At 64.3% G+C, this 21,646-nt stretch carries 14 protein-coding genes and 1 pseudogene; 5 read left to right on the forward strand and 10 right to left on the reverse strand.

Going from position 1 to position 21,646, the window contains the following annotated elements; translation table 11 throughout:
• Positions 1-263 precede the first annotated feature (263 nt).
• Both MB901379_RS16070 and MB901379_RS16075 read left to right on the forward strand, forming a co-directional pair.
• On the forward strand, positions 264-1,697 hold the full coding sequence (locus tag MB901379_RS16070) for a B12-binding domain-containing radical SAM protein (RefSeq protein ID WP_197717814.1): 1,434 nt from the start codon (positions 264-266) through the stop codon (positions 1,695-1,697).
• 173 nt (positions 1,698-1,870) lie between these two features.
• Positions 1,871-3,304, forward strand: a complete 1,434-nt coding sequence (locus MB901379_RS16075; protein ID WP_197717815.1) for a B12-binding domain-containing radical SAM protein — start codon at positions 1,871-1,873, stop codon at positions 3,302-3,304.
• On the opposite strand, the pseudogene MB901379_RS16080 reads toward MB901379_RS16075, so the two are convergent.
• Both MB901379_RS16080 and MB901379_RS16085 read right to left on the reverse strand, forming a co-directional pair.
• A pseudogene (locus MB901379_RS16080) lies at positions 3,281-4,715 on the reverse strand (mechanosensitive ion channel family protein); the annotation flags it as partial. The gene MB901379_RS16075 and the pseudogene MB901379_RS16080 sit on opposite strands and share 24 nt — an antisense overlap.
• A complete protein-coding gene (locus MB901379_RS16085; RefSeq protein ID WP_158017547.1) occupies positions 4,712-6,904 on the reverse strand; it encodes an adenylate/guanylate cyclase domain-containing protein in 2,193 nt (730 codons plus the stop codon). The gene MB901379_RS16085 and the pseudogene MB901379_RS16080, both read right to left, overlap by 4 nt.
• Positions 6,905-7,804: 900 nt before the next feature.
• Between MB901379_RS16085 and MB901379_RS16090 the strand changes: the two genes are divergently transcribed.
• Positions 7,805-8,944 (forward strand): hypothetical protein, encoded by a 1,140-nt coding sequence (locus MB901379_RS16090; RefSeq protein WP_269462762.1) that lies wholly within the window; start codon positions 7,805-7,807, stop codon positions 8,942-8,944.
• Between the two features lie 508 nt (positions 8,945-9,452).
• On the opposite strand, the gene MB901379_RS16095 is transcribed toward MB901379_RS16090, so the two are convergent.
• Positions 9,453-11,495, reverse strand: coding sequence for an NAD(+) synthase (locus MB901379_RS16095; RefSeq protein WP_158017548.1), 2,043 nt, complete (start codon positions 11,493-11,495; stop codon positions 9,453-9,455).
• 109 nt (positions 11,496-11,604) lie between these two features.
• Between MB901379_RS16095 and MB901379_RS16100 the strand changes: the two genes are divergently transcribed.
• The gene (locus MB901379_RS16100; RefSeq protein ID WP_408632297.1) at positions 11,605-12,456 is read left to right on the forward strand and encodes an NAD-dependent protein deacetylase; all 852 of its coding nucleotides are present in this window, start codon (positions 11,605-11,607) and stop codon (positions 12,454-12,456) included.
• A gap of 30 nt (positions 12,457-12,486) precedes the next feature.
• Here the strand turns inward: MB901379_RS16100 and MB901379_RS16105 are convergent, their stop codons facing one another.
• On the reverse strand, positions 12,487-13,746 hold the full coding sequence (locus tag MB901379_RS16105) for a cytochrome P450 (protein ID WP_158017550.1): 1,260 nt from the start codon (positions 13,744-13,746) through the stop codon (positions 12,487-12,489).
• Positions 13,747-13,877: 131 nt separating this feature from the next.
• On the opposite strand from MB901379_RS16105, the gene MB901379_RS16110 reads away from it, so the two are divergent.
• The gene (locus MB901379_RS16110; protein WP_158017551.1) at positions 13,878-14,516 is read left to right on the forward strand and encodes a TetR/AcrR family transcriptional regulator; all 639 of its coding nucleotides are present in this window, start codon (positions 13,878-13,880) and stop codon (positions 14,514-14,516) included.
• A gap of 2 nt (positions 14,517-14,518) precedes the next feature.
• On the opposite strand, the gene proB is transcribed toward MB901379_RS16110, so the two are convergent.
• From proB to ndk, 6 genes are all read right to left on the reverse strand, one after another.
• Positions 14,519-15,625 carry a glutamate 5-kinase gene (gene proB / locus MB901379_RS16115; RefSeq protein WP_158017552.1) on the reverse strand — a complete coding sequence of 369 codons (1,107 nt, stop codon included), beginning with the start codon at positions 15,623-15,625 and terminating at the stop codon, positions 14,519-14,521.
• The gene (obgE, locus tag MB901379_RS16120) at positions 15,622-17,064 is read right to left on the reverse strand and encodes a GTPase ObgE (RefSeq protein WP_158017553.1); all 1,443 of its coding nucleotides are present in this window, start codon (positions 17,062-17,064) and stop codon (positions 15,622-15,624) included. The genes proB and obgE overlap by 4 nt, the downstream gene beginning before the upstream one ends.
• A 103-nt stretch (positions 17,065-17,167) precedes the next feature.
• Complete coding sequence (rpmA, locus tag MB901379_RS16125; RefSeq protein ID WP_158017554.1) at positions 17,168-17,419, reverse strand: 50S ribosomal protein L27; 252 nt, start codon at positions 17,417-17,419, stop codon at positions 17,168-17,170.
• 14 nt (positions 17,420-17,433) lie between these two features.
• On the reverse strand, positions 17,434-17,745 hold the full coding sequence (rplU, locus tag MB901379_RS16130; RefSeq protein WP_158017555.1) for a 50S ribosomal protein L21: 312 nt from the start codon (positions 17,743-17,745) through the stop codon (positions 17,434-17,436).
• Between the two features lie 198 nt (positions 17,746-17,943).
• Positions 17,944-20,865, reverse strand: coding sequence for an Rne/Rng family ribonuclease (locus MB901379_RS16135; RefSeq protein WP_158017556.1), 2,922 nt, complete (start codon positions 20,863-20,865; stop codon positions 17,944-17,946).
• Positions 20,866-21,191: 326 nt separating this feature from the next.
• Positions 21,192-21,602, reverse strand: coding sequence for a nucleoside-diphosphate kinase (gene ndk / locus MB901379_RS16140; RefSeq protein ID WP_158017557.1), 411 nt, complete (start codon positions 21,600-21,602; stop codon positions 21,192-21,194).
• Positions 21,603-21,646: the final 44 nt, after the last annotated feature.

Genomic DNA, 21,646 nt, shown 5'->3' on the forward strand with positions numbered 1-21,646 from the left:
CGAAAGTGCGCAGAAAAGGGCGTTTGCGCCAAAGAAGAGAGCGCCGACCGACTCCCGGCCCGGTGGCTGACCGACTGGGCTGGACCGGGGGCTGGACACCGGCCTGCGCCACGGCAGGCGCTCTCTGCGCCGTGCCGGCCCGTCCCCCGATCGGTGGGCCGCAACTTCACCAACCGCTGCCCGATTAGCGGACAGAAAGCGGCGGCACCCAAAAGATACGTTCGAAGCTACCGCCTCATTGCTAGTGCTCGTGGAGTCATAACTTGACGATTCTTCTGGTCAATCCGCCCGGCGTCCGCGGAAATGGACGATCATTCATCGGCGAACAGCTGCTCGGGGACCCACAGCTGTATGCGTCCATGCCAATGGAGCATCTCGGGTTGATGTCGATCAAGGCATACGCCAAGACCCAAGGGATCGATATCACAACCGTCAACGGTTTGGTTGCCGGGCACCGATCGGTGGAAGAGACATGGCGGGCCATGCAGCGCGCCGTTCGCGTCTCGGGAGCACCCCGGCTTATCGGCCTTTCCTGCATCGATACGTTTCCCGAGGTGCTGTGGCTAGCCCAGCGGGCCCGCGAAACCTGGGAAGGCGTGCACATTGCGCTCGGGAATGCGATCGCAACGCTGAACTACGAACGCATCCTGCGCCAGCATGACTGCTTCGATTTCGTCATCGTCGGCGACGGAGAACTCGCCTTCACCAAGCTGGCCTTGGCCGTGGCCAACAATGCTGCCGTCGACCACGTGCCCGGCCTTGCCCGCCGCGATGACCAGGGCCACATCGTCTGCTCCCCCGCCACCCTGGTCGACCTCGACGAGTTGCCCCGCCCGGCTCGCGACGAGTTACCCACCGTTCTTGCCGACGGCTTCGCCGCCTCGGTGTTCTCCACCCGCGGATGCCCCTACCGCTGCACATTTTGTGGCACCGGAGCCATGTCGGCCATGTTTGGCCGCAACAGCTACCGAGCCAAATCGGTGGACGCCGTCGTCGACGAAATCGAATACCTGAAGTCAGACTTCAACATCAATTTCCTCTCCATCACCGATGACCTGTTCGTGTCCAAACACCCCAGCTCACAGCAACGCGCCGCCGACTTTGCCAGCACAATGTTGCGCCGAGGCATCGACATCAACTTCATGGTCGATATCCGGCTGGACTCCGTCGTGGACCTAGACCTGTACAAGCACCTGCACCGAGCGGGACTGCGTCGAGTCTTCATCGGCCTGGAAACGGGCTCCTATGACCAGCTGCGCGCCTACCGCAAGCAGATCCTCAATCGGGGCCAAGATCCCGCGGACGTGATCAATGCACTACAGCGGCTGGGAATTGAGGTCATCCCCGGCACCATCATGTTCCACCCCACCGTGCAACCAGACGAGCTACGCGAGACCGCACGCCTGCTGCGGGCGACGAAATTTACCTCCACCTACAAGTTCATGGGCAGGATTACTCCCTATCCCGGAACGCCGCTGTACCAGGCATACTCGGCGGCGGGCTATCTCACCTCCGAATGGCCCCTGGGGCAATGGGATTTCGTCGACCCGGAGGCCGCGCGGGTATATGCCGATGTCGTCGCCCGGATCGCCCCAGAGGTAGGGATGAACTTCGATACGGCCGAAGAGTATTTTCTCTCGCGACTCGATGACTGGGATAAAGTGATCGCCGGTCGAACTGCCGCAATGGCAGGCTGACACATTTTCCGACCTCCGCGCGTATTACGGGCTGGCGGGTACCCTTACCATCCCCCAATCGGTGGGCACACATCAACCACTTATTTGCCCGATTGGCGGACAGAAACGCGTGGCAAGGCGAGGATAGGTTTGCCAACTAACTCATCAACAATTCTTCCGGTACGGGGTCCGACTTGACGATTCTTCTGGTCAATCCTCCCGGCGTCCGCGAATACGGACGCTCATACGTTGGCGAACAAAAACTTGGCGATCCGCGCTTGTATGCGTCCATGCCAATGGAGCATCTCGGGTTGATGTCGATCAAGGCATACGCCGAGGCTCAAGGGCTAGAAATCACCAGCGTCAACGGATTGGTCGCTGGCCATACGTGCGTTGAGGAGACGTGGGCGGCCATGCAGCGCGCCGCTCGTTTCTCCGGTACGCCGCGACTTGTCGGATTTTCCTCCATCGATACGTTTCCCGAGGTGCTGTGGCTAGCCCAGCGGGCCCGCGAAACCTGGGAAGGCGTGCACATTGCGCTCGGGAATGCGATCGCAACGCTGAACTACGAACGCATCCTGCGCCAGCATGACTGCTTCGATTTCGTCATCGTCGGCGACGGAGAACTCGCCTTCACCAAGCTGGCCTTGGCCGTGGCCAACGATGCTGCCGTCGACCACGTGCCCGGCCTTGCCCGCCGCGATGACCAGGGCCACATCGTCTGCTCCCCCGCCACCCTGGTCGACCTCGACGAGTTGCCCCGCCCGGCTCGCGACGAGTTACCCACCGTTCTTGCCGACGGCTTCGCCGCCTCGGTGTTCTCCACCCGCGGATGCCCCTACCGCTGCACATTTTGTGGCACCGGAGCCATGTCGGCCATGTTTGGCCGCAACAGCTACCGAGCCAAATCGGTGGACGCCGTCGTCGACGAAATCGAATACCTGAAGTCAGACTTCAACCTTGATTTCGTCTTTATCAGCGATGACCTGTTCGTGTCCAAACACCCCAGCTCACAGCAACGCGCCGCCGACTTTGCCAGCACAATGTTGCGCCGAGGCATCGACATCAACTTCATGGTCGATATCCGGCTGGACTCCGTCGTGGACCTAGACCTGTACAAGCACCTGCACCGAGCGGGACTGCGTCGAGTCTTCATCGGCCTGGAAACGGGCTCCTATGACCAGCTGCGCGCCTACCGCAAGCAGATCCTCAATCGGGGCCAAGATGCCGCGGACACGGTAATCGCCCTGCAGCGGCTGGGAATCGAGGTCATCCCCGGCACCATCATGTTCCACCCCACCGTGCAACCAGACGAGCTACGCGAGACCGCACGCCTGCTGCGGGCGACAAGGTACACGAACGCCTTCAAGTTCCTCGGCCGGATCCTTCCGTATCCGGGAACTCAGTTGTACCAGCAATACTCCGATGCGGGTTACCTCACCTCCGAATGGCCGCTCGGTCAATGGGATTTCGTCGACCCGGAAGCCACCCGGGTATACCAAGATATCGCCGGCCTGATCGGTCCCAACCCCGAGATAACCTTCGACGAGGCCGAGGCATTCTTTCTCGCCCGACTCGACGAATGGGACGAACTCATCGCCCACCGCACCGCCCCGGTGGCCAGCTGACAGCGGGCTAGCCAACCCGTTCCCGTTGCGTTACCCGCTGCGCCTTGCCCTGGCGCTCATCGATGAGGCGGCCCAATTCCTGTAACAGTGTGGGCTTGCTCATGACCACACGCTCGAGATGTTCTCGATCAATCTCCAATGTGGTTACCTCCTCCAACGCCATCGCGCCCGAGGGATTGGGTTGCCGGGTCAACGCGGTCAACCCCAAGAAGGCACCCGCGTTGAGCGTGCCGATGCCGACCACGGAACCGTCCTCCGCCGTCACCGTGAGACGAACACTGCCGGCGATGATGAAAATCATCGCTTTGGGCACGGCGCCCGCGTGTTGCACGACTTCGTCGGTGCCGTACCGAACGACCTTCGCGTAGGGAACCAACAACTGTTGATCGACCAGACCTAGCCGCAGCTCCGGCACGACCACGGTGCGCAACGCGTCCTGCACGCGTTCGGTGGTCGAGAAGTCATCGTCGGCGTCGTCAAGATGTAACCCCTCGCGACGCGCGGCATACCAGACCCAGCGCGCAAATGTGGCTTGCGCGGCGCCGTCCTCGGCGGGTGATCTGAGCCGGATTGTGGTGCGGTACTCCGCACCCCCGAGGGCAACGGTGGTGGGCATGACCCCGACCTTGAGATTGGGCAAAGCCCCGGCAACCCGTGTCAGCATCGCGCATACCTTGTCCGGCGGGTCCGCTACGGCGAATTTGGTTGTGATGCTGCACTTGTGGGAGCCGCCCGGGCGGCTGAGGTTGGTGAAAGACGTCGTCGCCAGCATCGAATTCGGGGTGATCCGCAACCCGCTTCCGGTTTCGATGTGTACGGCACGCCAATTCACCTCCACGACGCGTCCCCGCGCGGTGGGCGTGTCCAGCCAGTCATTGATCCGGAACGGCTGTTCGAACAGCATGAACAAGCCCGACACGATCTGGCCGACGGAGTTTTGCAGCATCAGGCCGATGACGACCGACGTCACGCCCAGCGCTGTGAAGATGCCACCGACCCGCACACCCCAGATGTAGGACAGAATCATCGCTAGGCCGACGCCGATCAGCGCAAACCGGGCGACATCGAGGAAGATCGTGGGAAGCCGCTTGCGCCAGCTCTCTTCTGGCGCACCTTGAAACACGGCCGCGTTGAGCCCGGACAGCAGCAACACCAGCACCAAAAATCCGAAGAGGGTGGTGAGGATCCGCACCAGCCCGTCGTCGGCGGGGATCTGGGACACCTTGACGAGGATCAGCAGCAGCGCCGCCAGGGGCAGCAGATAGTTGCGTAGCAGGGTTACCTGCCTGGCCAAATGACTGTTCCGGCGCACGAGCGAGTTATGCAGCTCGGTAAGCACGATCAGCGCGGCCGGCAAACCGATCGCGATGCCGACGGCCCAGTGAAACCACGACGCACCAAACAGGTTCATGATCGCTCCGATAATCGGTAGATCGGCTGCTCTTGTCCGCCGACCGAGATCGTGCCCGCCGGCGTGAACTGGCGCACGTCCCTCATCGACTCGTACACCTGCGAGGTGACGTAGATGCCGGGTTGGGGTGAACCACTGTGCATTTGATAAGCCAGACTGACCGCCGCCCCCCACATGTCGTAGGCAACACTTGATCGGCCGACCAGCCCGCTGGTGACATTGCCGGTGTTGATACCGGCGCGCAGCCCCAGTTCGTGTCCACTTTGGTGGTTGAAGCGCTCGATGATGCGCCGCATCTCGAGAGCGAAGTCGACCGTTCGCCCAACGTTGTCCAACCGCGGCGTGGTAACCCCGCAGCTGGCCAAGTACCCATTGTGCAAGGTACGGATCCGCTCGACGCCAAGGGATTCGGCAGCCGAGTCGAATTGCCGGAACAGGTCGTCGACGATGGCAACCAACGCATTGCCCGACAGCTTGCTGGAAATCTCGTCCAGACCCAGGATGTCGGCGAAGACCACCGTGACGTCCTGGTGTTCTTGGGCAATGGTCTGTTCACCCTCGCGATACCGTTGCACTACCGGCTCGGGCATCATCGACAACAGCAAGCGATCGTTTTCTCGGCGCTGCTCGTTGAGCAGATCCTCCTTGATCTCCAGATTTCGGCTCATCTCGTTGAACGCCGTTGTCAAGTCGCCGATTTCGTCGCTGGACGTGACGGGGATCGCGACGTTGTAGTCGCCGGAGCTAATTTTCTGCGTGCCGGCTTCGAGTCGCCGGATCGGCCGCACCATTGCCTGAGCGATCAGCATCGAGGCCACGCAGATGACGAAGACCATCGCCACGGTGACCAACACCAGGGCCCTGCTGAACGCTGCCGCAGCCGCGAATGCGGCGGAATCATCGCGAGTTGCCAAGATCGACCAGTGCAGATCCGAATTCGGTACATTCAACGGCGCGTAGGCCTCTAGTTCCGGGTTGCCCGTGTAGTCGACGGCAGCAACCGTTCCGGTCTGGCCGCGTTGGGCGGCACGCAAACCTTCGCTAGCCACCGGCTGCAGCAACGTGGTACCGCCGATTTGGATCGCTCGGTTTGCCACATCGGGCGGTGTGCCCGCGGCCACCGTTTGTCGCCGGTACTCTTCGGGGTCCTGCAGGAAAAGCCTTGAGTCGGAGCGCATAAAACCGTCCGGGCCGGCAAGATAGGTCTCCGTGCCGTCGCCCATGCCGGCGGATTCCCACCGCTTGTTGGCGGTCATGATCCGGTTGATCTTCGCGATCGGCAGCGGCAGGGCCAACACACCTTCGGTCTTGCCGCCCGCCAGCACCGGGGCCACCAGCCACGCCGTCGGCACGTCAAGTTGTGGCTGATAGGGCTTGAAGTCAGTGATCCAGGTGAAGTCAACGGCATTGGCGCCCAACGCCTTGAGATAGGCATCACGCAGATTGGATTCGCGATACGGTCCGGTCAAAATGTTGGTGCCGAGGTCGGGATCCTTGCTCAGGCTGTAAACGATGTTGCCCCGGGTGTCCAGCAGCACCGCATCGTCGTAGTCAAAGCGAGTAACGATCTCCCGGAAGTAGCCGTTGAATCGTGCGTTGGCCGCCGACCACGCGCTGCCGTCGCCCGCGTCGTCAAATCGCTCCGAATCTTGGTCCGAACTAAAGGGAGCGGTGTAGTAGGCCTGCAGGTACTTCTGCGCGGGAGACGTCGGCAGCAGCGCAGTGATGTCGAGTTTTTCACCGGTCACCCGTTCGACCGGTTTGATGAGCTGGTTGTTGTAGTAGTTGACGATCGCCTGTTGCTGGTCGGGACTTATCGTTGCGTCGGAGAGCTGATCAAAGCCGGCGGTGAACTGGGCGACCGCCTCCACGACGGTCAACCCGCGGGCATAGATGACCAGCGAGTTCGTCAGGTCAGAAAACAGTGTCTCGATTGCCCGCGTCTGCGATTCGCGCAGTTCGGTCAGGCGTTCATAGGCAGCCGTCTTTAGCGAGGACCGACCGGTTTGATAGCCGACGGCCAGGATTGCCGCCACCGACGCTAGGCTCGACAGCAGCAGCAGCACCATCAGCTTGGATTGGATACTTACCCGCAAGCGCGGCCGACGGCGACGCTCGAGCCTCGCGCGTAGGTGGACCGGTGCGGCGTGTGCCGCCGGCGGCGAATCTGTTGCCTCGCCCGTCGTCAACAGGGTTCCTTTCTGCCCTAGGCCCCCCGACTGCTCTACGATGCACCGATCATCCGGCAGACGGGCGCCGACACGCAGCGAAAGCTGCGCTGAAGCTGCATTCGGCGGCCGCACTGTGGAAGAGCCAACATCTACCGCTCGTCGACGAGATGACAACCGGAGTCTGGGTAGTCGGCAAAGGGCAACCGAGCGGTCGCCGACGCTCGGCGGTGGCATCGACTTGGAGGCGCCAGCCAGCTGATGCGCGACGGGCACGGGGACGCCGCGGCCGTCCGGCCGGGACGGCCGCGGCGCTCGCCTACCGCTGGCCTAATCCGCGCTGTCCCGGGTTTGGGCCCGGCGTTGGGGGCGGCTCGATGAGGAGATCCCGGTTTCCCGCTGGTGCGGAATTCGGATCTCGCTAACGACATTCTTCGGGATGTGACCGGTTCTGCTGGCGACCAGAATTCATCGATCAGACAATTATTGATGTCCGGAAAATTCGTTGACTTATGAATTATAGAATTGCCCGAACAGACCCAGTCTGGTAACCAGCAACGTAAAGTTCACTCCGCCCAATCCCGTTTCTCACGGCGCCCGAGGCGGATAACACGCAATGGCTGACTCCGGTGGTTTTAACCATCACAATCGCGATGTTGCCAGGCCGGGCCAACGGCCGACCACCGCGCCGCGGATCACCTCACTCCAGCATGGAAAACCCCACATAAATACCCTTCTTCACCCGAGACTGACCGTGGGTTCGAGCGCTGTCGGGCACCGCCGATTGCGCCACAATCAGACGCGCCCACCATCGGTGCATCCCGTGAGAATTGCCCGGCTCTGCGGAGCAAACGCGAAAAGTTCGGCAGTGGCTACAGGCTTCACAACACACGTAATAGCGGGTGTCAGTCGGCGGATCGATTGACCGGCGACGGCGCCGACGGGGCACCGGGCAAGCCGGCGGCAACGCGGGGCTGCTTATCGGCAAACGGCGGCACGGGCGGGTCCGGCGCGGCCGGCCAGCGCGGCGGGGCCGGCGGGGCCGCCGGTCTGATCGGCAACGGCGGTGCCGGCGGAGCCGGTGGGGTCGGCGGGCCCGGCCAGGCCGGTGGCACCGGGGGCAACGGCGGGGCCGGTGGGCTGGTGTTCGGTCAGGGCGGCGCCGGCGGAGTCGGCGGAGCCGGCGGGGTCGGCGGAGCCGGCGGGGTCGGCGGAGTGAACGTGGCGGGCGGGACCGGCGGGACCGGCGGGATCGGCGGGACCGGCGGCGCCAATGGGTTGTTCGGGGCCGCCGGTTCCGGTGGCAACGGCGGTGCTGGCGGCGATGGTGCCACGGGTGACACCGGTCCGGCCGGTGGGACCGGCGGGACCGGATCGGCGGGTGGCACCGGGGGGCCGGCGGGGGCCAGTCACTTCTTGGGCCGGGCCGGTGATGGTGGTAGCGGCGGTTCCGGTGGCGGCGGTGGCGCGGGTGGAGCCGGTGGCACCGGTGTGGGGTCAGGCCTGGCCGGCGGTACCGGTGGGGACGGTGGTGCTGGCGGCCATGCGGGCGTCGGCGGCGCCGCGGGTGCCGGTGGTCCACTGGTCACCCCAGGCCACGTGGGCAGCACCGGAATCGGGGGCATCGGCGGCAACGGAGGCACCGGCGGAACCGGCGATGTCGCCACCGCCGGGGGTGACGGCGGCAACGGGGGCAACGGCGGTGCCGGCATCGCCGGTGTCGGCGGGGGAACCGGCGGTGCCGGCGGTATCGGCGGCAACGGGGGCGGCGGCAGCGACGCGGCCCAGCTAGGTGCCAGCGGCGGTACCGGCGGTGACGGCGGCAAGGGTGGCGGCGGCGGTAATGCCACCGACGGCGGCAACGGGGGCACCGGCGGTACCGGTGGCACCGCCGGCGACGGCGGCAAGGGCCAAGTCGGTGATCTGAATGCGAACGGCGGTGGCGGCGGCCGCGGCGGTGGCGGCGGCGCCGGAGGTATTGGGGCCGCCGGCGCCGGGGGCGGAGGCGGCGCTGCGTCCGGACGCCCCGGCCAGACCGGCAGCGACGGCAATCCCGGATGAACCCGCACGTCTAGCCGGACGCTGGCGCCTCCACGATTTATTAGCTGTATCGAGACCAGCGTTCGCCGATCACGGAAAGCATTATTTTCCAACGGATTTTCGGATCACAGTGCAAGTCCGTTAAGCAAGCCGATGTGCCTGCGTAGCCGTTGCTAGCCGGATCCACCTACCTTCGGGGACGAACCCAGGCCGACACCCCGCCGCGATCTGTTGGACCCCGCGGATCGTGCGCGATGGCTGAGACGACTCGGCTTGATCCATGCGGCCGCCGTAGAAATTTCCGCGAGAGCCACCGCTCGGGTGTTTACCGTCGCCGATAACCTCGAGCGCCGGAATGCAACCAATAAAGTTGACCACCAGCGCATCTGGTGATCACGTTCGGTGCCGAGCGCTATTGCGGCGCCGACGGAGCGCTCGAAGCGCTCCAGCGGCAGCGCCGTGCACGCCACCGGAGCCGGCTTCAGCGAAGCTCTACACCTGGGTAGGGAACTCAGGGAAGGCTGACCCGCTAATCCTGCGGCACACTACGTTCGATCTCATCGAGCCAGATCCGCGCCGACATGTCCGATGGCGCACGCCAATCCCCGCGCGGCGACAACGCACCCCCGTGTGAGACCTTGGGCCCGTTGGGCAACGCAGAGCGTTTGAACTGGCTAAACGAATAGAACCGCTGCACGAAAACCGCGAGCCAGTGCCGGATCTGCGACAGCGAATAGCACGGGCGATTATCCTCGGGGAAGCCGGGCGGCCAGCTACCATGTCGCGGGTTGCGCCACGCGTGCCAGGCCAGAAACGCGATCTTGGTTGGGCGGTATCCATATCGCAACGCGTAGAACAGCGAGAAGTCCTGCAACGCAAACGGCCCTACCTTTGACTCGCTGCTCTGCAGTTCCTCTTCCTCGCCGGTGGGAACGAGTTCGGGAGTGATCTCGGTGTCGAGCACCGACTGCAGTACCTCGCCCACCTGCTCGTCGAACTCACCCGTTGAGATGACCCACCGCATCAGATGCTGAATCAGCGTCTTGGGCACACCGGCGTTGACGTTGTAGTGCGACATCTGGTCGCCGACTCCGTATGTCGACCAGCCCAGTGCAAGCTCGGACAAATCACCGGTCCCCAGCACGATTCCACCGCGCTGGTTTGCGATACGGAAGAGGTAATCGGTACGCAGGCCGGCCTGGACATTCTCAAAGGTGACGTCGTAGACCTTCTCCCCGCTGGAGAACGGATGTCCGATGGTGTCCAGCATCAACGAGGCCGTGTCCCTGATATCGATTTCCTCGAAGGTGACGCCCAGCGCCTTCGCCAGTTTGACCGCATTGCCCTTGGTGCGCTCGCCGGTGGCGAAGCCTGGCAGGGTAAACGCCAGAATATCGCTGCGCGGACGGCCCTCACGGTCCATGGCGCGGGCCGCGACGATCAGCGCGTGCGTTGAATCCAGGCCTCCCGAAACGCCGATGACCACCTTCGGATACGCCAGCGCCCGCAACCGCTGCTCAAGGCCGGACACCTGGATGTTGTAGGCCTCATAACAATCCTGTTGTAGCCGCTGCGCATCCGACGGCACGAACGGGAAACGTTCGACATTGCGCAGCAACCCGATGTCGCCTGCCGGCGGATCCAACCCGAACTCGATGCGCCGAAACGAATCCGCCAATGCCCGGTGGTGGCGCCGGTTGTCGTCAAAGGTACCCATCCGCAACCGCTCCGATCGGAGCAATTCGGTGTCCACGTCGGCTACCGAACGCCGCTCTCCTCGTGGAAAGCGCTCCGATTCCGCCAACAGCACCCCGTTTTCCCAGATCATCGTCTGGCCGTCCCATGCCAGGTCGGTCGTCGACTCGCCCTCCCCCGCCGCGGCGTAGACATAGGCGGCCAGGCACCGCGCCGATGCCGAGCGGGCGAGCAACGCACGGTCTTCGGCACGCCCGATTGTGATCGGGCTGCCGGACAGGTTGGCCAGCACTGTCGCACCCGCCAACGCCGCTTCGGCACTGGGCGGCAGTGGGACGAACATGTCCTCACAGATTTCCACGTGCAAAACGAACCCGGGCAGGTCCGAGGCGGCAAAGAGCAGATCCGCGCCGAACGGCACGTCCGCGCCACCGATCCGGATGGTGCCCCGCTCGTCGTCTCCGGCTGCGACCTGGCGGCGTTCGTAAAACTCCCGATAGGTCGGCAGATAGGACTTGGGCACAACCCCCAATACGGCACCGCGATGCACGACAATGGCAGTGTTGTAGATGCGGTGCCGGTACCGCAATGGTGCACCCACCACCACGACCGGCAGCAGGTCAGTGGACGCCGTCACGATATCGAGAAGAGCGTCCTGCACGCTGTCCAGGAGAGCGTCCTGCAGCAGGATGTCCTCGATCGAGTAGCCCGACAACGTCAGCTCGGGAAACACCGCCAGCGCGACCCCGTCGTCGTGACAGTCGCGCACCAGCCCCAGTACCGACGCGACGTTGGCCGCCGGGTCACCAATGGTGGCGCGGTGCGTGCACCCGGCGACGCGCACAAATCCCTGGCTGTATGTGTTGTAGAAGTCCATTGTCGTTCCATTATCGGCATGCGAGCGCCAAAGGCCGAAACGGCAGGCTTGAAACCCGATCGGCGCCGTCGTTGGCTTGCCACGCGCCCTGGTGCTTACCCTCGAGTCTGTGGAGACCGCCGAACTGGTCGCCGAGCTTGCCGGCCGTCGTATCGCGGTACTGACGGGTGCGGGGATTTCCACCGATTCGGGAATACCCGACTACCGTGGACCCGATTCACCACCGAGCAATCCGATGACCATCAGCCAGTTCGTCTCGGATCCGCTGTTTCGACAGCGGTATTGGGCGCGCAACCATGTCGGCTGGCGGAACATGGACAGCACGGCGCCCAACGCTGGCCACCGGGCGCTGGCCGCACTGGAGGGCTCCGGCGTCGTCAGCGGCGTGATCACCCAAAACGTGGACCTGCTGCATACGAAGGCCGGCAGCCGAAACGTGATAAACCTGCACGGCACCTACGCGCGGGTAGTGTGCTTGAGCTGCGCGTATACCACGAGCCGGACCGCTTTGGCCGCCGAGCTCGAAGCGCTCAACCCGGGATTCATCGCCGACGCGGAGGCCGCCGGTGGATCGGCGGTGGCTCCCGACGCTGACGCCATCGTCACCGATACCGGATCGTTTCGCTACCTCGACTGTCCACAATGCACCGGAATACTCAAGCCGGACATCGTTTACTTCGGCGAGAATGTACCTAAATCACTTGTAGCCCAGTCTTATTCAATGGTCGAACAAGCCGACGCGCTGCTGGTCGCTGGTTCGTCGCTGACGGTGTTCTCCGGCTATCGGTTCGTGCGCCACGCCGCAGCGCGCGGCATCCCGATTGCGATTCTCAACCGTGGCCGCACCCGCGGCGATCACCTAGCCACCGTCAAGGTCGATGGCGGTTGTTCGGAAACGTTGACGCTGCTAGCCGGGGAGCTACCGGCGGCCGGCACCGTGGGGCAGACTCCGGTTCCGTAGTGACTCCACCCGCCCTCGATCGTGCGGCCGTCAGAATGTGCAGGGCATGCTGCGGATGGCGTGGATAAAATTCCCGGGAACATAGGCGGGATCACCCGCCTGGACATCGGGCAGTTGCCGGAGCAACTCGCCGAACAGCGCGCGCAGCTGCGTACGCGCCACCTGGGCGCCGAGACAGAAGTGCACCCCGCCACCGCCGAAGCCCAGGTGAGGGTTGGGACTGCGGCTCAGATCCAGACGGTCGGGATGCTGGAATGCCGCCTGATCCCGGTTTCCGGATGCATAAAACATCACCACCTTCTCACCGGAACAAATGGTCTGTCCGCCCAGCTCGAAATCCTTTGCCGCCGTGCGTCGGAACGTCATCACCGGGGTAGCCCACCGGATGAACTCTTCGACGGCAGGGCCGATTCGTTGATCGAAATCCTCAAGCAGCCAATCCTTCTCAAGCGGGTGGTCGGTGAGTGCCTTTAACGCATGGCTGGCGGTCTGACGGGTGGTGTCGTTGCCGGCCACCGCGAGCAGCACAAAGAACGCCGCCACGTCGGCATCGGAGAGTCGGTCACCGTCCACCTCGGCGTTCACCAGGCTGCTGAACAGATCATCGTGCGGAGTTGCTCGCCGGTCGGCGGCCACGGTGAGGGCGACTTGATGTAGATACATCTGATTTTCAAGCAGGACTTGCAGTGGATTCCGGCCATCCAAGTAGACCGGGTCGGCCCAGGAGACCAACGCGTCGGCGGCGTGCGCCACCCCCTCGCGCTCGGATTCCGGTATCCCGACGATGTCCGACAGAGTGCGCACGGGCAGTTCTTTGGCGCATGAGGCCACGAAATCAACACCGCTACCGGCCGCACGGAGTTCCTCGACGATCGCCCGGGCGTTCGTCTTGATCGAGTCTTCGATGCGACGGACCTGGCGGGGGGTAAACGCCGCACTGACCAGCTTGCGGATCTTGGTGTGTCGCGGTGGATCCATGGCCAGGAAGGACTGCGACGCTTCCAGCAGGTCGGCGGGGACGTTTTCGAATATCACACCGTTGCCGGATAGGAACACCTCGTTGGTGCGGCTAACGGTGACGATGTCGGAGCGTCGGGTGATCGCCCAATAGCCGGGGTCGCCGGGATCCTGCAATAGCGCGTCTTCAACCGGCGGATGCCAACTCACCGGCCGCTGATTCCGCAGCACCGCGAACGAGTGTTCTCGCTCTGCGGCCGTTGAGTCCCAAAACGCGCGCGAGGACAGATCGATCGCGTCGTAAGGGCGTGTACTTGCCGAAATCACGGTCATGCGTCGTCTTCCTCCATCAACTATGACCCCAGTCACAGCCATCCCGACTGTATGACTAGACACTATGTCTAGTCATACAGTCGAACATCCGGCTATACTCTGTCAACGCACAGGAGGTGCCCGGAGCGGAAATGCCATCCATCACCCGCAGTTCCCACACCAAGCGCCAACAGCGCCGCGAGCAGATGGAGCGTCGCCTGCTGGAGGCCACCGAACGACTCATGCTCGATGGCGCCAGCTTCACCGAACTCAGTGTGGACCGGCTAGCGACCGCGGCCGGCATCTCGCGGGCCAGTTTCTATATCTACTTCGAGGACAAGGGCCACCTACTGCGCCGCCTGGCCGGCCAGGTCTTCGGCGAATTGGCCACCGGGGCGCAGCGCTGGTGGGACGTCGCCTCCAGACACAACCCCGGCGACATCCGAACCGCGATGCGCACGGTGATTGCCAGCTATCGTCGACACCAACCGGTGCTGGTCGCCCTCAACGAGATGGCCGGCTACGATCCAGCGACCGCGCAGACGTATCGGCAGATACTGACCGCGATCTCCCAGCGGTTGGCCCGCGTCATCAAGGATGGCCAGGCCGACGGCTCGATCCGTTCCGAACTATCTCCAACCACCACGGCCAACGCCCTGACCTGGATGGTCGAGCGAAGCTGTCAGCAGAACCTACCGGCAAGTCCGCCCGATTTCGACGCCGAGCTGGCCGCTACTTTGTCTGAAATCGTTTGGGGTGCACTATATCTCAGGCCAGCATCGGCGAGCTGAGACTACACGGCAACCAGGTCGTCGGCGTGCACCGCGGGCCGGCGAAGCTCGCCGGGTAAATCGGAGGTAGACCGACCCATCATGGTGGCCAGCTCGGTCGCGTCATATGCGACCACGCCACGGGCAACAATGGTCGCATCGGGCCCGCATAGGTTGACTACATCGCCGCCAAAAAACTTGCCGGACACTGCCGTAATGCCGGCCGCCAACAGCGAGCGGCGTTGCCGCACCACCGCGCGCACGGCACCGGCATCAAGAGTCAACGAACCGGCGGCCTCGGCGGCATATCGCACCCAGAACCGGCGGGCGGACATGCGGTGGGCCCGCGCCGCAAACACGGTGCCCACCGACGCATCGGTGAGCGCGGTCGCGGCACCGTCAGCGGGGGCCAGCAGCACCGGCACCCCCGCGTCGGCGGCCAGCAACGCCGACGACATCTTGGACAACATTCCGCCGGTGCCCAAGTGACTACTTCGCCCGGCGACCACACCATCCAGATCGGCCTGACCGGCAACCTCAGGAATGAAACTCGCCCCCTTGACCTTTCGGGGATCGGCATCGTAGAGACCATCGATGTCCGACAGCAACACCAGCGCCTCGGCGCCCACCAGATGGGCCACCAACGCCGAAAGTCGATCATTATCACCGAACCGGATTTCGTTAGTCGCCACCGTGTCGTTCTCGTTGACGATCGCCACCGCGTGCAGCGCCCGCAACCGGTCCAGGGTGCGCTGGGCGTTGGTGTGTTGTACTCGCATCGCGATGTCGTGCGCGGTCAGCAACACCTGTCCTACCGTGCGACCATAACGCGCGAAAGCAGCGCTCCACGAGTTCACCAACGCCACCTGACCGACGCTGGCCGCGGCCTGTTTGGTCGCCAAATCATTTGGGCGACGCGATAATCCGAGCGGTTCAATACCCGCCGCGATCGCTCCCGACGAAACGATGATGACATCGGTACCCGCCTTCATCCGCGCCTCGATCGCATCGGCGAGCTCAGCGAGGCGGCTGGCGTCGAACACTCCCGTCGGTGTGGTCAGCGCCGTCGTCCCGACCTTGACAACTATGCTGCGTGCGGTCCGGATGGCCTCCCGGTGCGGGCTGGTCATCCGCCGTCACCGCGGTCACGTCGCTGCTGGCGGGCCGCCTTGCGCTCGGCGGCCCCAGTCCGATCGTTGCGTTCCAGGCGCGTATCGGTGCCCCGACCGGACATTGCAACGTGGCCACCCGCTGGAGTCTGCGGCTCCCAGTCGAAGGTCATCTCACCGATGGTTACCGCGCACCCCGGTTGGGCGCCTAGCCTCAGCAGTTCCTCCTCAACACCCAACCGCGCGAGGCGGTCCGCAAGGTAGCCGACGGCCTCGTCATTGTCGAAGTTGGTTTGGCCGATCCAACGCTCGGGCCGAGCACCGGTCACCACGAATCCGCCGCGGCCATCCGGCTGCACATCGAAGCCGCTGTCGTCGATCGGCACGGGACGGATCACCGGCCGACGCGGCGGTGCTTGCGGCCGGGTGGCGTTGTACTCCGAGACCATCTGCCACAGCCCAAAGATCAACGGTTGCAGGTTTTCGCGGGTTGCCGTCGACACCAGGAACACCGGCCAGCCCCGTTGAGCGATCTCGTCACGGACGAATTCGGCAAGCTCGCGGGCCTCGGGAACGTCGATCTTGTTGAGCACCACGGCACGGGGCCGCTCGGTGAGATCGTCGAGCACAGCGTCGCCTTGCAGCGTGGGCTGGTAGGCCGCGAGTTCGGCCTCCAGCGCGTCGATGTCAGAGATCGGGTCGCGATCCGGCTCAGCGGTCGCGCAGTCCACAACATGAACCAGCACCGCGCAACGTTCTATGTGCCGCAAGAAGTCCAGCCCCAGGCCGCGACCTTGCGATGCCCCCGGGATCAAACCGGGTACGTCGGCCACGGTGAATGAATGCTCGCCCGCCGACACCACACCGAGATTGGGAACCAGGGTGGTGAATGGATAGTCAGCGATCTTGGGTTTCGCCGCCGAAATCACCGACACTAGCGAGGATTTTCCCGCCGAGGGGAAACCGACCAACCCGACATCGGCGACGGTCTTGAGTTCCAGCGTGAGGTCGCGTGCCTGCCCCGGCTCACCAAGAAGCGCAAAGCCGGGCGCCTTGCGGGCGCGCGACGCTAGCGCGGCGTTGCCCAAGCCGCCCCGCCCGCCGGCGGCGGCTTCAAAGCGGGTACCAGTACCGACCAGGTCGGCCAGCAGCCGTCCGTTTTCGTCGAGCACCACGGTGCCGTCGGGAACCTTGATTTCCAGGTCGGCGCCCGCGGCGCCGTCGCGGTTGTTGCCCATCCCCTGTTTGCCGGAAGGGGCGGTGACATGCGGACGGAAATGGAAGTCGAGCAGCGTATGCACCTGCGGATCTACCACGAAAACGACGCTGCCGCCCCGCCCTCCGTTGCCACCGTCGGGCCCGCCCAACGGCTTGAATTTCTCACGGTGAACCGAGGCACACCCATTGCCACCGGAACCGGCCCGCGCATGAATGACTACCCGATCGACGAACCGAGGCATCGGGTTTCCTCACATACCTCTCCAGGACCGAACCGGGCCGAGATCTACGTTTTGCAGACTTTGCGCGAGAGCACAGCTGCAAAACGTCGATCTCGACGCACGACTAGACCTCGACGATGCTGACGGTCTTGCGTCCGCGCTTGACGCCGAACTCGACCGCGCCGGCCGCCTTAGCGAACAACGTGTCATCTCCACCGCGCCCCACGTTGACGCCTGGGTGAAATTTTGTGCCGCGCTGACGGACCAGGATCTCGCCGGCCTTGACTACCTGGCCGCCGAATCGCTTGACCCCGAGCCGCTGAGCGGCGGAATCGCGACCATTGCGTGAGCTGGAAGCGCCCTTCTTATGTGCCATTTCTGTCGCCTCCCCTACTTGATGCCCGTGACTTTGAGCACCGTCAGCTGCTGACGGTGTCCCTGGCGCTTGTGGTAGCCGGTCTTGTTCTTGAACTTGTGGATCCGGATCTTGGGGCCCTTGACGTGCTCAAGCACCTCGCCGGTTACGGCGACTTTGGCCAGGGCCGTGGCATCGGTAGTCACCGTGGCGCCGTCTACGACCAGCGCGACGGGCAGTGACACCTTGGCACCGGGGTCGGATTCGAGCTTCTCGACCTTGACCACGTCTCCAACAGCAACCTTGTATTGCTTGCCGCCGGTCTTGACGATTGCGTAGGTCGCCATCGTAGGTGCACCTCTACTCGTTGTCGTGCGTACTCTTGCGGGCACGCATCACCGGTTACGTGCGCGTGCGGGTCTGGTTTTGGGGACCTCAAAAGTCCCGCCGTCGCCAGCCAAATCCCAACAACCTGGGCCTGACGACAACTGATCCAGGGTACGTGACCAGCAGCTACAGGGTCAAACTGGGCCCACGGTGTGGCGTCAGTCCAAATGTATGGGCGGACCCGCGGGACGGCCCGCGGCCCGCCGGCGCGGACGTCCGGAACCCGAGGCGACCTCGGCCGCTACCGATGGGCCGCCGGGACGATCACCGTGATGAGTCTCGTCCTCATCATCTTCGGCGGCCGAATTGTCCGAATCATCGACTTCTAGGTCGTCGTCCAAGTCGTCGTCATCGAGGTCCGCGTCGTCATCGAGTTCCTCGTCGTCTTCATCGTCTTCATCGTCTTCATCGGCGTCGTCATCGTCATCGGCATCCTCGTCGTCGTCCTCGTCATCGGCGTCATCCAGATCCGAGTCGTCGAGCTCGTCGTCGGTGCCGGTGTCGTCGGTGTCGTTGGGCAACGCCGCTGCGTTCTGGTCGTCGATCTCGGCGGTGAATTCCTCGTCGGACTCGCCGGATTCCCCGTCACCGCGACCGGACCCCGAGGACGCACCAGCGGCCATCGCTTTGAACATCGGGTGCTCGCCGGGAGCATGAGTGGGGACTTTGGCGACCGGAGTTTCCTCGGCGCGGCCCTTCTTCGACCGCCTGTTCCGGCGCCCCCCAGATTCGGACTTGCGTCCAGACGCCGGCGCAGAGTCCACCGGGTCGGCATGCAGCAGAATGCCCCGACCGGTGCAATGCGGACACGATGTCGAGAAGGCCTCGATCAAACCCGTGCCCAGCCGCTTGCGGGTCAGCTGGACCAGACCCAGCGAAGTCACTTCCGATACCTGGTGGCGAGTGCGGTCGCGGGCCAGCGCCTCGGTCAGCCGGCGCAGCACCAGGTCCCGGTTGGATTCCAACACCATGTCGATGAAGTCGATAACCACGATGCCGCCGATGTCGCGCAACCGCAGCTGGCGCACGATCTCCTCGGCCGCCTCGAGGTTGTTCTTGGTGACCGTCTGCTCAAGATTGCCACCCGACCCGGTGAACTTGCCGGTGTTGACATCGATCACCGTCATCGCTTCGGTTCGGTCGATCACCAACGTGCCACCCGATGGCAACCACACCTTGCGGTCCATCGCTTTGACCAGTTGCTCGTCGATGCGATGCACCGCAAAGACATCCGGGCCGGTTTGTCCATCCGGCCCGGTGACCGGTTCGTACTTGGTCAGCTTGGAAACCAGATCGGGGGCGACGGAATTGACGTAGTCGTTGATCGTGGCCCAGGCCTGGTCCCCGGAGACGACCAACCCGGTGAAATCCTCATTGAACAGGTCCCGGATGACCTTGACCAGCACGTCCGGCTCCTCGTAGAGCGCCACCGCGGCACCGGCGGCCTTCCCCTTGATTTCGGCGGACTGGGCTTCGATCTGGCCCCAGCGCTCCTGAAGCCGGGCCACATCGGCGCGGATGTCGTCGGCCTTGACGCCTTCGGATGCGGTGCGGATGATGACACCCGCGTCGGAGGGCACCACCTCACGCAGGATCTCTTTGAGTCGCTGGCGTTCGGTGTCGGGCAGCTTGCGGCTGATACCAGTTGACGACGCGCCGGGCACATACACCAGGTAACGGCCGGCCAGCGACACCTGGGTGGTCAGCCGTGCTCCCTTGTGGCCCACCGGGTCCTTGCTGACCTGGACGACCACGTAGTCACCCGGTTTGAGCGCCTGCTCGATTTTCCGGTCGGCCCCGCCCAGACCCGCGGCGTCCCAATTGACCTCGCCCGCGTAGAGCACACCGTTGCGACCACGACCGATGTCGACGAACGCCGCCTCCATCGACGGCAGGACATTTTGCACGATTCCGAGATAGATGTTGCCCACCAACGATGCCGAGGCGGCCGAAGTCACGAAATGCTCGACGACAATCCCGTCTTCGAGCACCGCGATCTGGGTGTATCGGGCGCCCGGGTGCGGCGGCTCGGTGCGCACCCGGTCACGCACCACCATCACCCGCTCAACTGCCTCGCGGCGAGCCAGGAATTCGGCCTCACTCAATACCGGCGGGCGGCGCCGCCCCGCATCGCGCCCGTCCCTGCGGCGCTGCCGCTTGGCTTCCAGCCGGGTCGAGCCGTCTATTCCCTTGATCTCGTTGCTACCGGCAGCGTTCGAGTTGCCGGACTTGCCGCCGGAGCGGGGCGCACGTTCATGCACGACGGTGTTGGGCGGATCGTCGGGCGCCGGACTGTCGTCGTTGTCGTCACCGGAGCCCGACTTGCGCCGCCGACGCCGCCGGCGCCGGCGGTTGCCGCCCTCCGCGGAAGCGCTGTCATCGTCACCGTCTTCAGAGTCTTCGGAGTCTTGGGGGTCTTGGGGGTCTTGGGAGTCGGAGCCGCCGGTGTCATCGGCGCTGCCGGAGCCTCGGGCGCCCTTTTGGTCGGGCTCGTCACCGTCCTCACCGCCCTGGCCCTGACCATCCGATCCGCCTTGCTCACCGCGTCCCCGGCCACGGCCGCGACGGCCCCGGCGACGCCGCCGGCCGGCCGGCCGGTCGGTCTGCTCTTCGTCGTCCTCACCGTCGGAGTCGTCGGCACCGTCGTCATCGGCGGCTTCGTCGTCCTGATCTGCCGTCGCGGGGAGCGGCTGAGGCGCCACGAACAGCGGCATATAGTGGGGCCGCTCCGCCCGGGTCTCAACTATCTGCACCGTCTCCTGGGTTTCCAGGATCAGGCGAGACTCGGGTTCGCCGGGAGCCGCTGGTTCATCGGCGGGATCGGCGGCCGCCTGCGCGGGAGCGGCGCTTTGTTCCGCTGACTGTTCGGCCAGCAGATCACGCACCCGCACCGCATCGACGCGGTCCACGCTGGAGTGCGCGCTGCGGATCCGCCCATCGAGTGCGTTCAGCGCGTCCAGCACCCGCCTGCTGCTCGTTCCCAGCGTTCGCGCCAGGGAATGGACTCTTAGTCGGTCCGGCAGTTCCGCACGCTGTATCTGCTCATTTCCTGCGTCTGAAGATGCGACATCGTCTTCCACGTATTCTCCTCAAGCCCCCGGGCGCGTCCTGTGGAACGCGGCCACGCGAGGGCTTCGCTATGTGCCCGGGTCACTTCTCCCGCGCTTGTAATGGTCTTGCTCCGAGCGGCCCACAACGAACCCACTCGGCGCCGTGCCGAATGACGGCTTGACATGCCGCGCCGCATCGCGTGATAACGATCGTCGCGCTTGTCTAAGTCTTCATCCGGGTGTTCGACGCCGGTCCGGCGACGTTCACCCGGAGTCAGTATCCCATATCGCTGGGCGAGCTCACGTTCTCCTGAGCCGGGCGTCCCGAAACCATGGCGCCGACCCGCGCCCAGGTGCTAAACGGCGGGAAACCACAGCGCGATTTCGCGCTGCGCCGATTCGGCGGAGTCCGAGCCGTGCACCAGGTTGAACTGGGTCTCCAGGCCGAAGTCACCTCGGATGGTGCCGGGCGTGGCCTTGTCGACCGGGTCGGTGCCACCGGCGAGCTGACGAAACGCGGCAATCGCCCGGGGACCCGCCACGACGGCCGCCACGACCGGTCCGGAAGTAATGAACTCTAACAACGATCCGAAGAATGGCTTGCCTTCGTGTTCGGCGTAGTGACGGCTGGCCACCTCCTCACTGACGTTTCTGAGCTCCAGGGCCACGATGGTGAGGCCCTTGCGCTCGATGCGGCTGATGATCTCGCCGACAAGTTGGCGCTGCACACCGTCGGGCTTGATCAGTACGAGGGTCCGTTCGCTCACGGGGGCTAACAGTAGATGGCCCAACAGGCCGCCCCAAACCTGGA

This window comes from Mycobacterium basiliense (assembly GCF_900292015.1).
GTDB lineage: Bacteria > Actinomycetota > Actinomycetes > Mycobacteriales > Mycobacteriaceae > Mycobacterium > Mycobacterium basiliense.

Bases quoted from the DNA above. Each gene is read 5' to 3' on its own strand.
- rpmA (WP_158017554.1), bottom strand. From the start codon at position 17,419: ATGGCACATAAGAAGGGCGCTTCCAGCTCACGCAATGGTCGCGATTCC.
- rplU (WP_158017555.1), bottom strand. From the start codon at position 17,745: ATGGCGACCTACGCAATCGTCAAGACCGGCGGCAAGCAATACAAGGTT.
- obgE (WP_158017553.1), bottom strand. From the start codon at position 17,064: ATGCCTCGGTTCGTCGATCGGGTAGTCATTCATGCGCGGGCCGGTTCC.
- MB901379_RS16110 (WP_158017551.1), top strand. From the start codon at position 13,878: ATGCCATCCATCACCCGCAGTTCCCACACCAAGCGCCAACAGCGCCGC.
- MB901379_RS16105 (WP_158017550.1), bottom strand. From the start codon at position 13,746: ATGACCGTGATTTCGGCAAGTACACGCCCTTACGACGCGATCGATCTG.
- MB901379_RS16095 (WP_158017548.1), bottom strand. From the start codon at position 11,495: ATGGACTTCTACAACACATACAGCCAGGGATTTGTGCGCGTCGCCGGG.
- proB (WP_158017552.1), bottom strand. From the start codon at position 15,625: ATGACCAGCCCGCACCGGGAGGCCATCCGGACCGCACGCAGCATAGTT.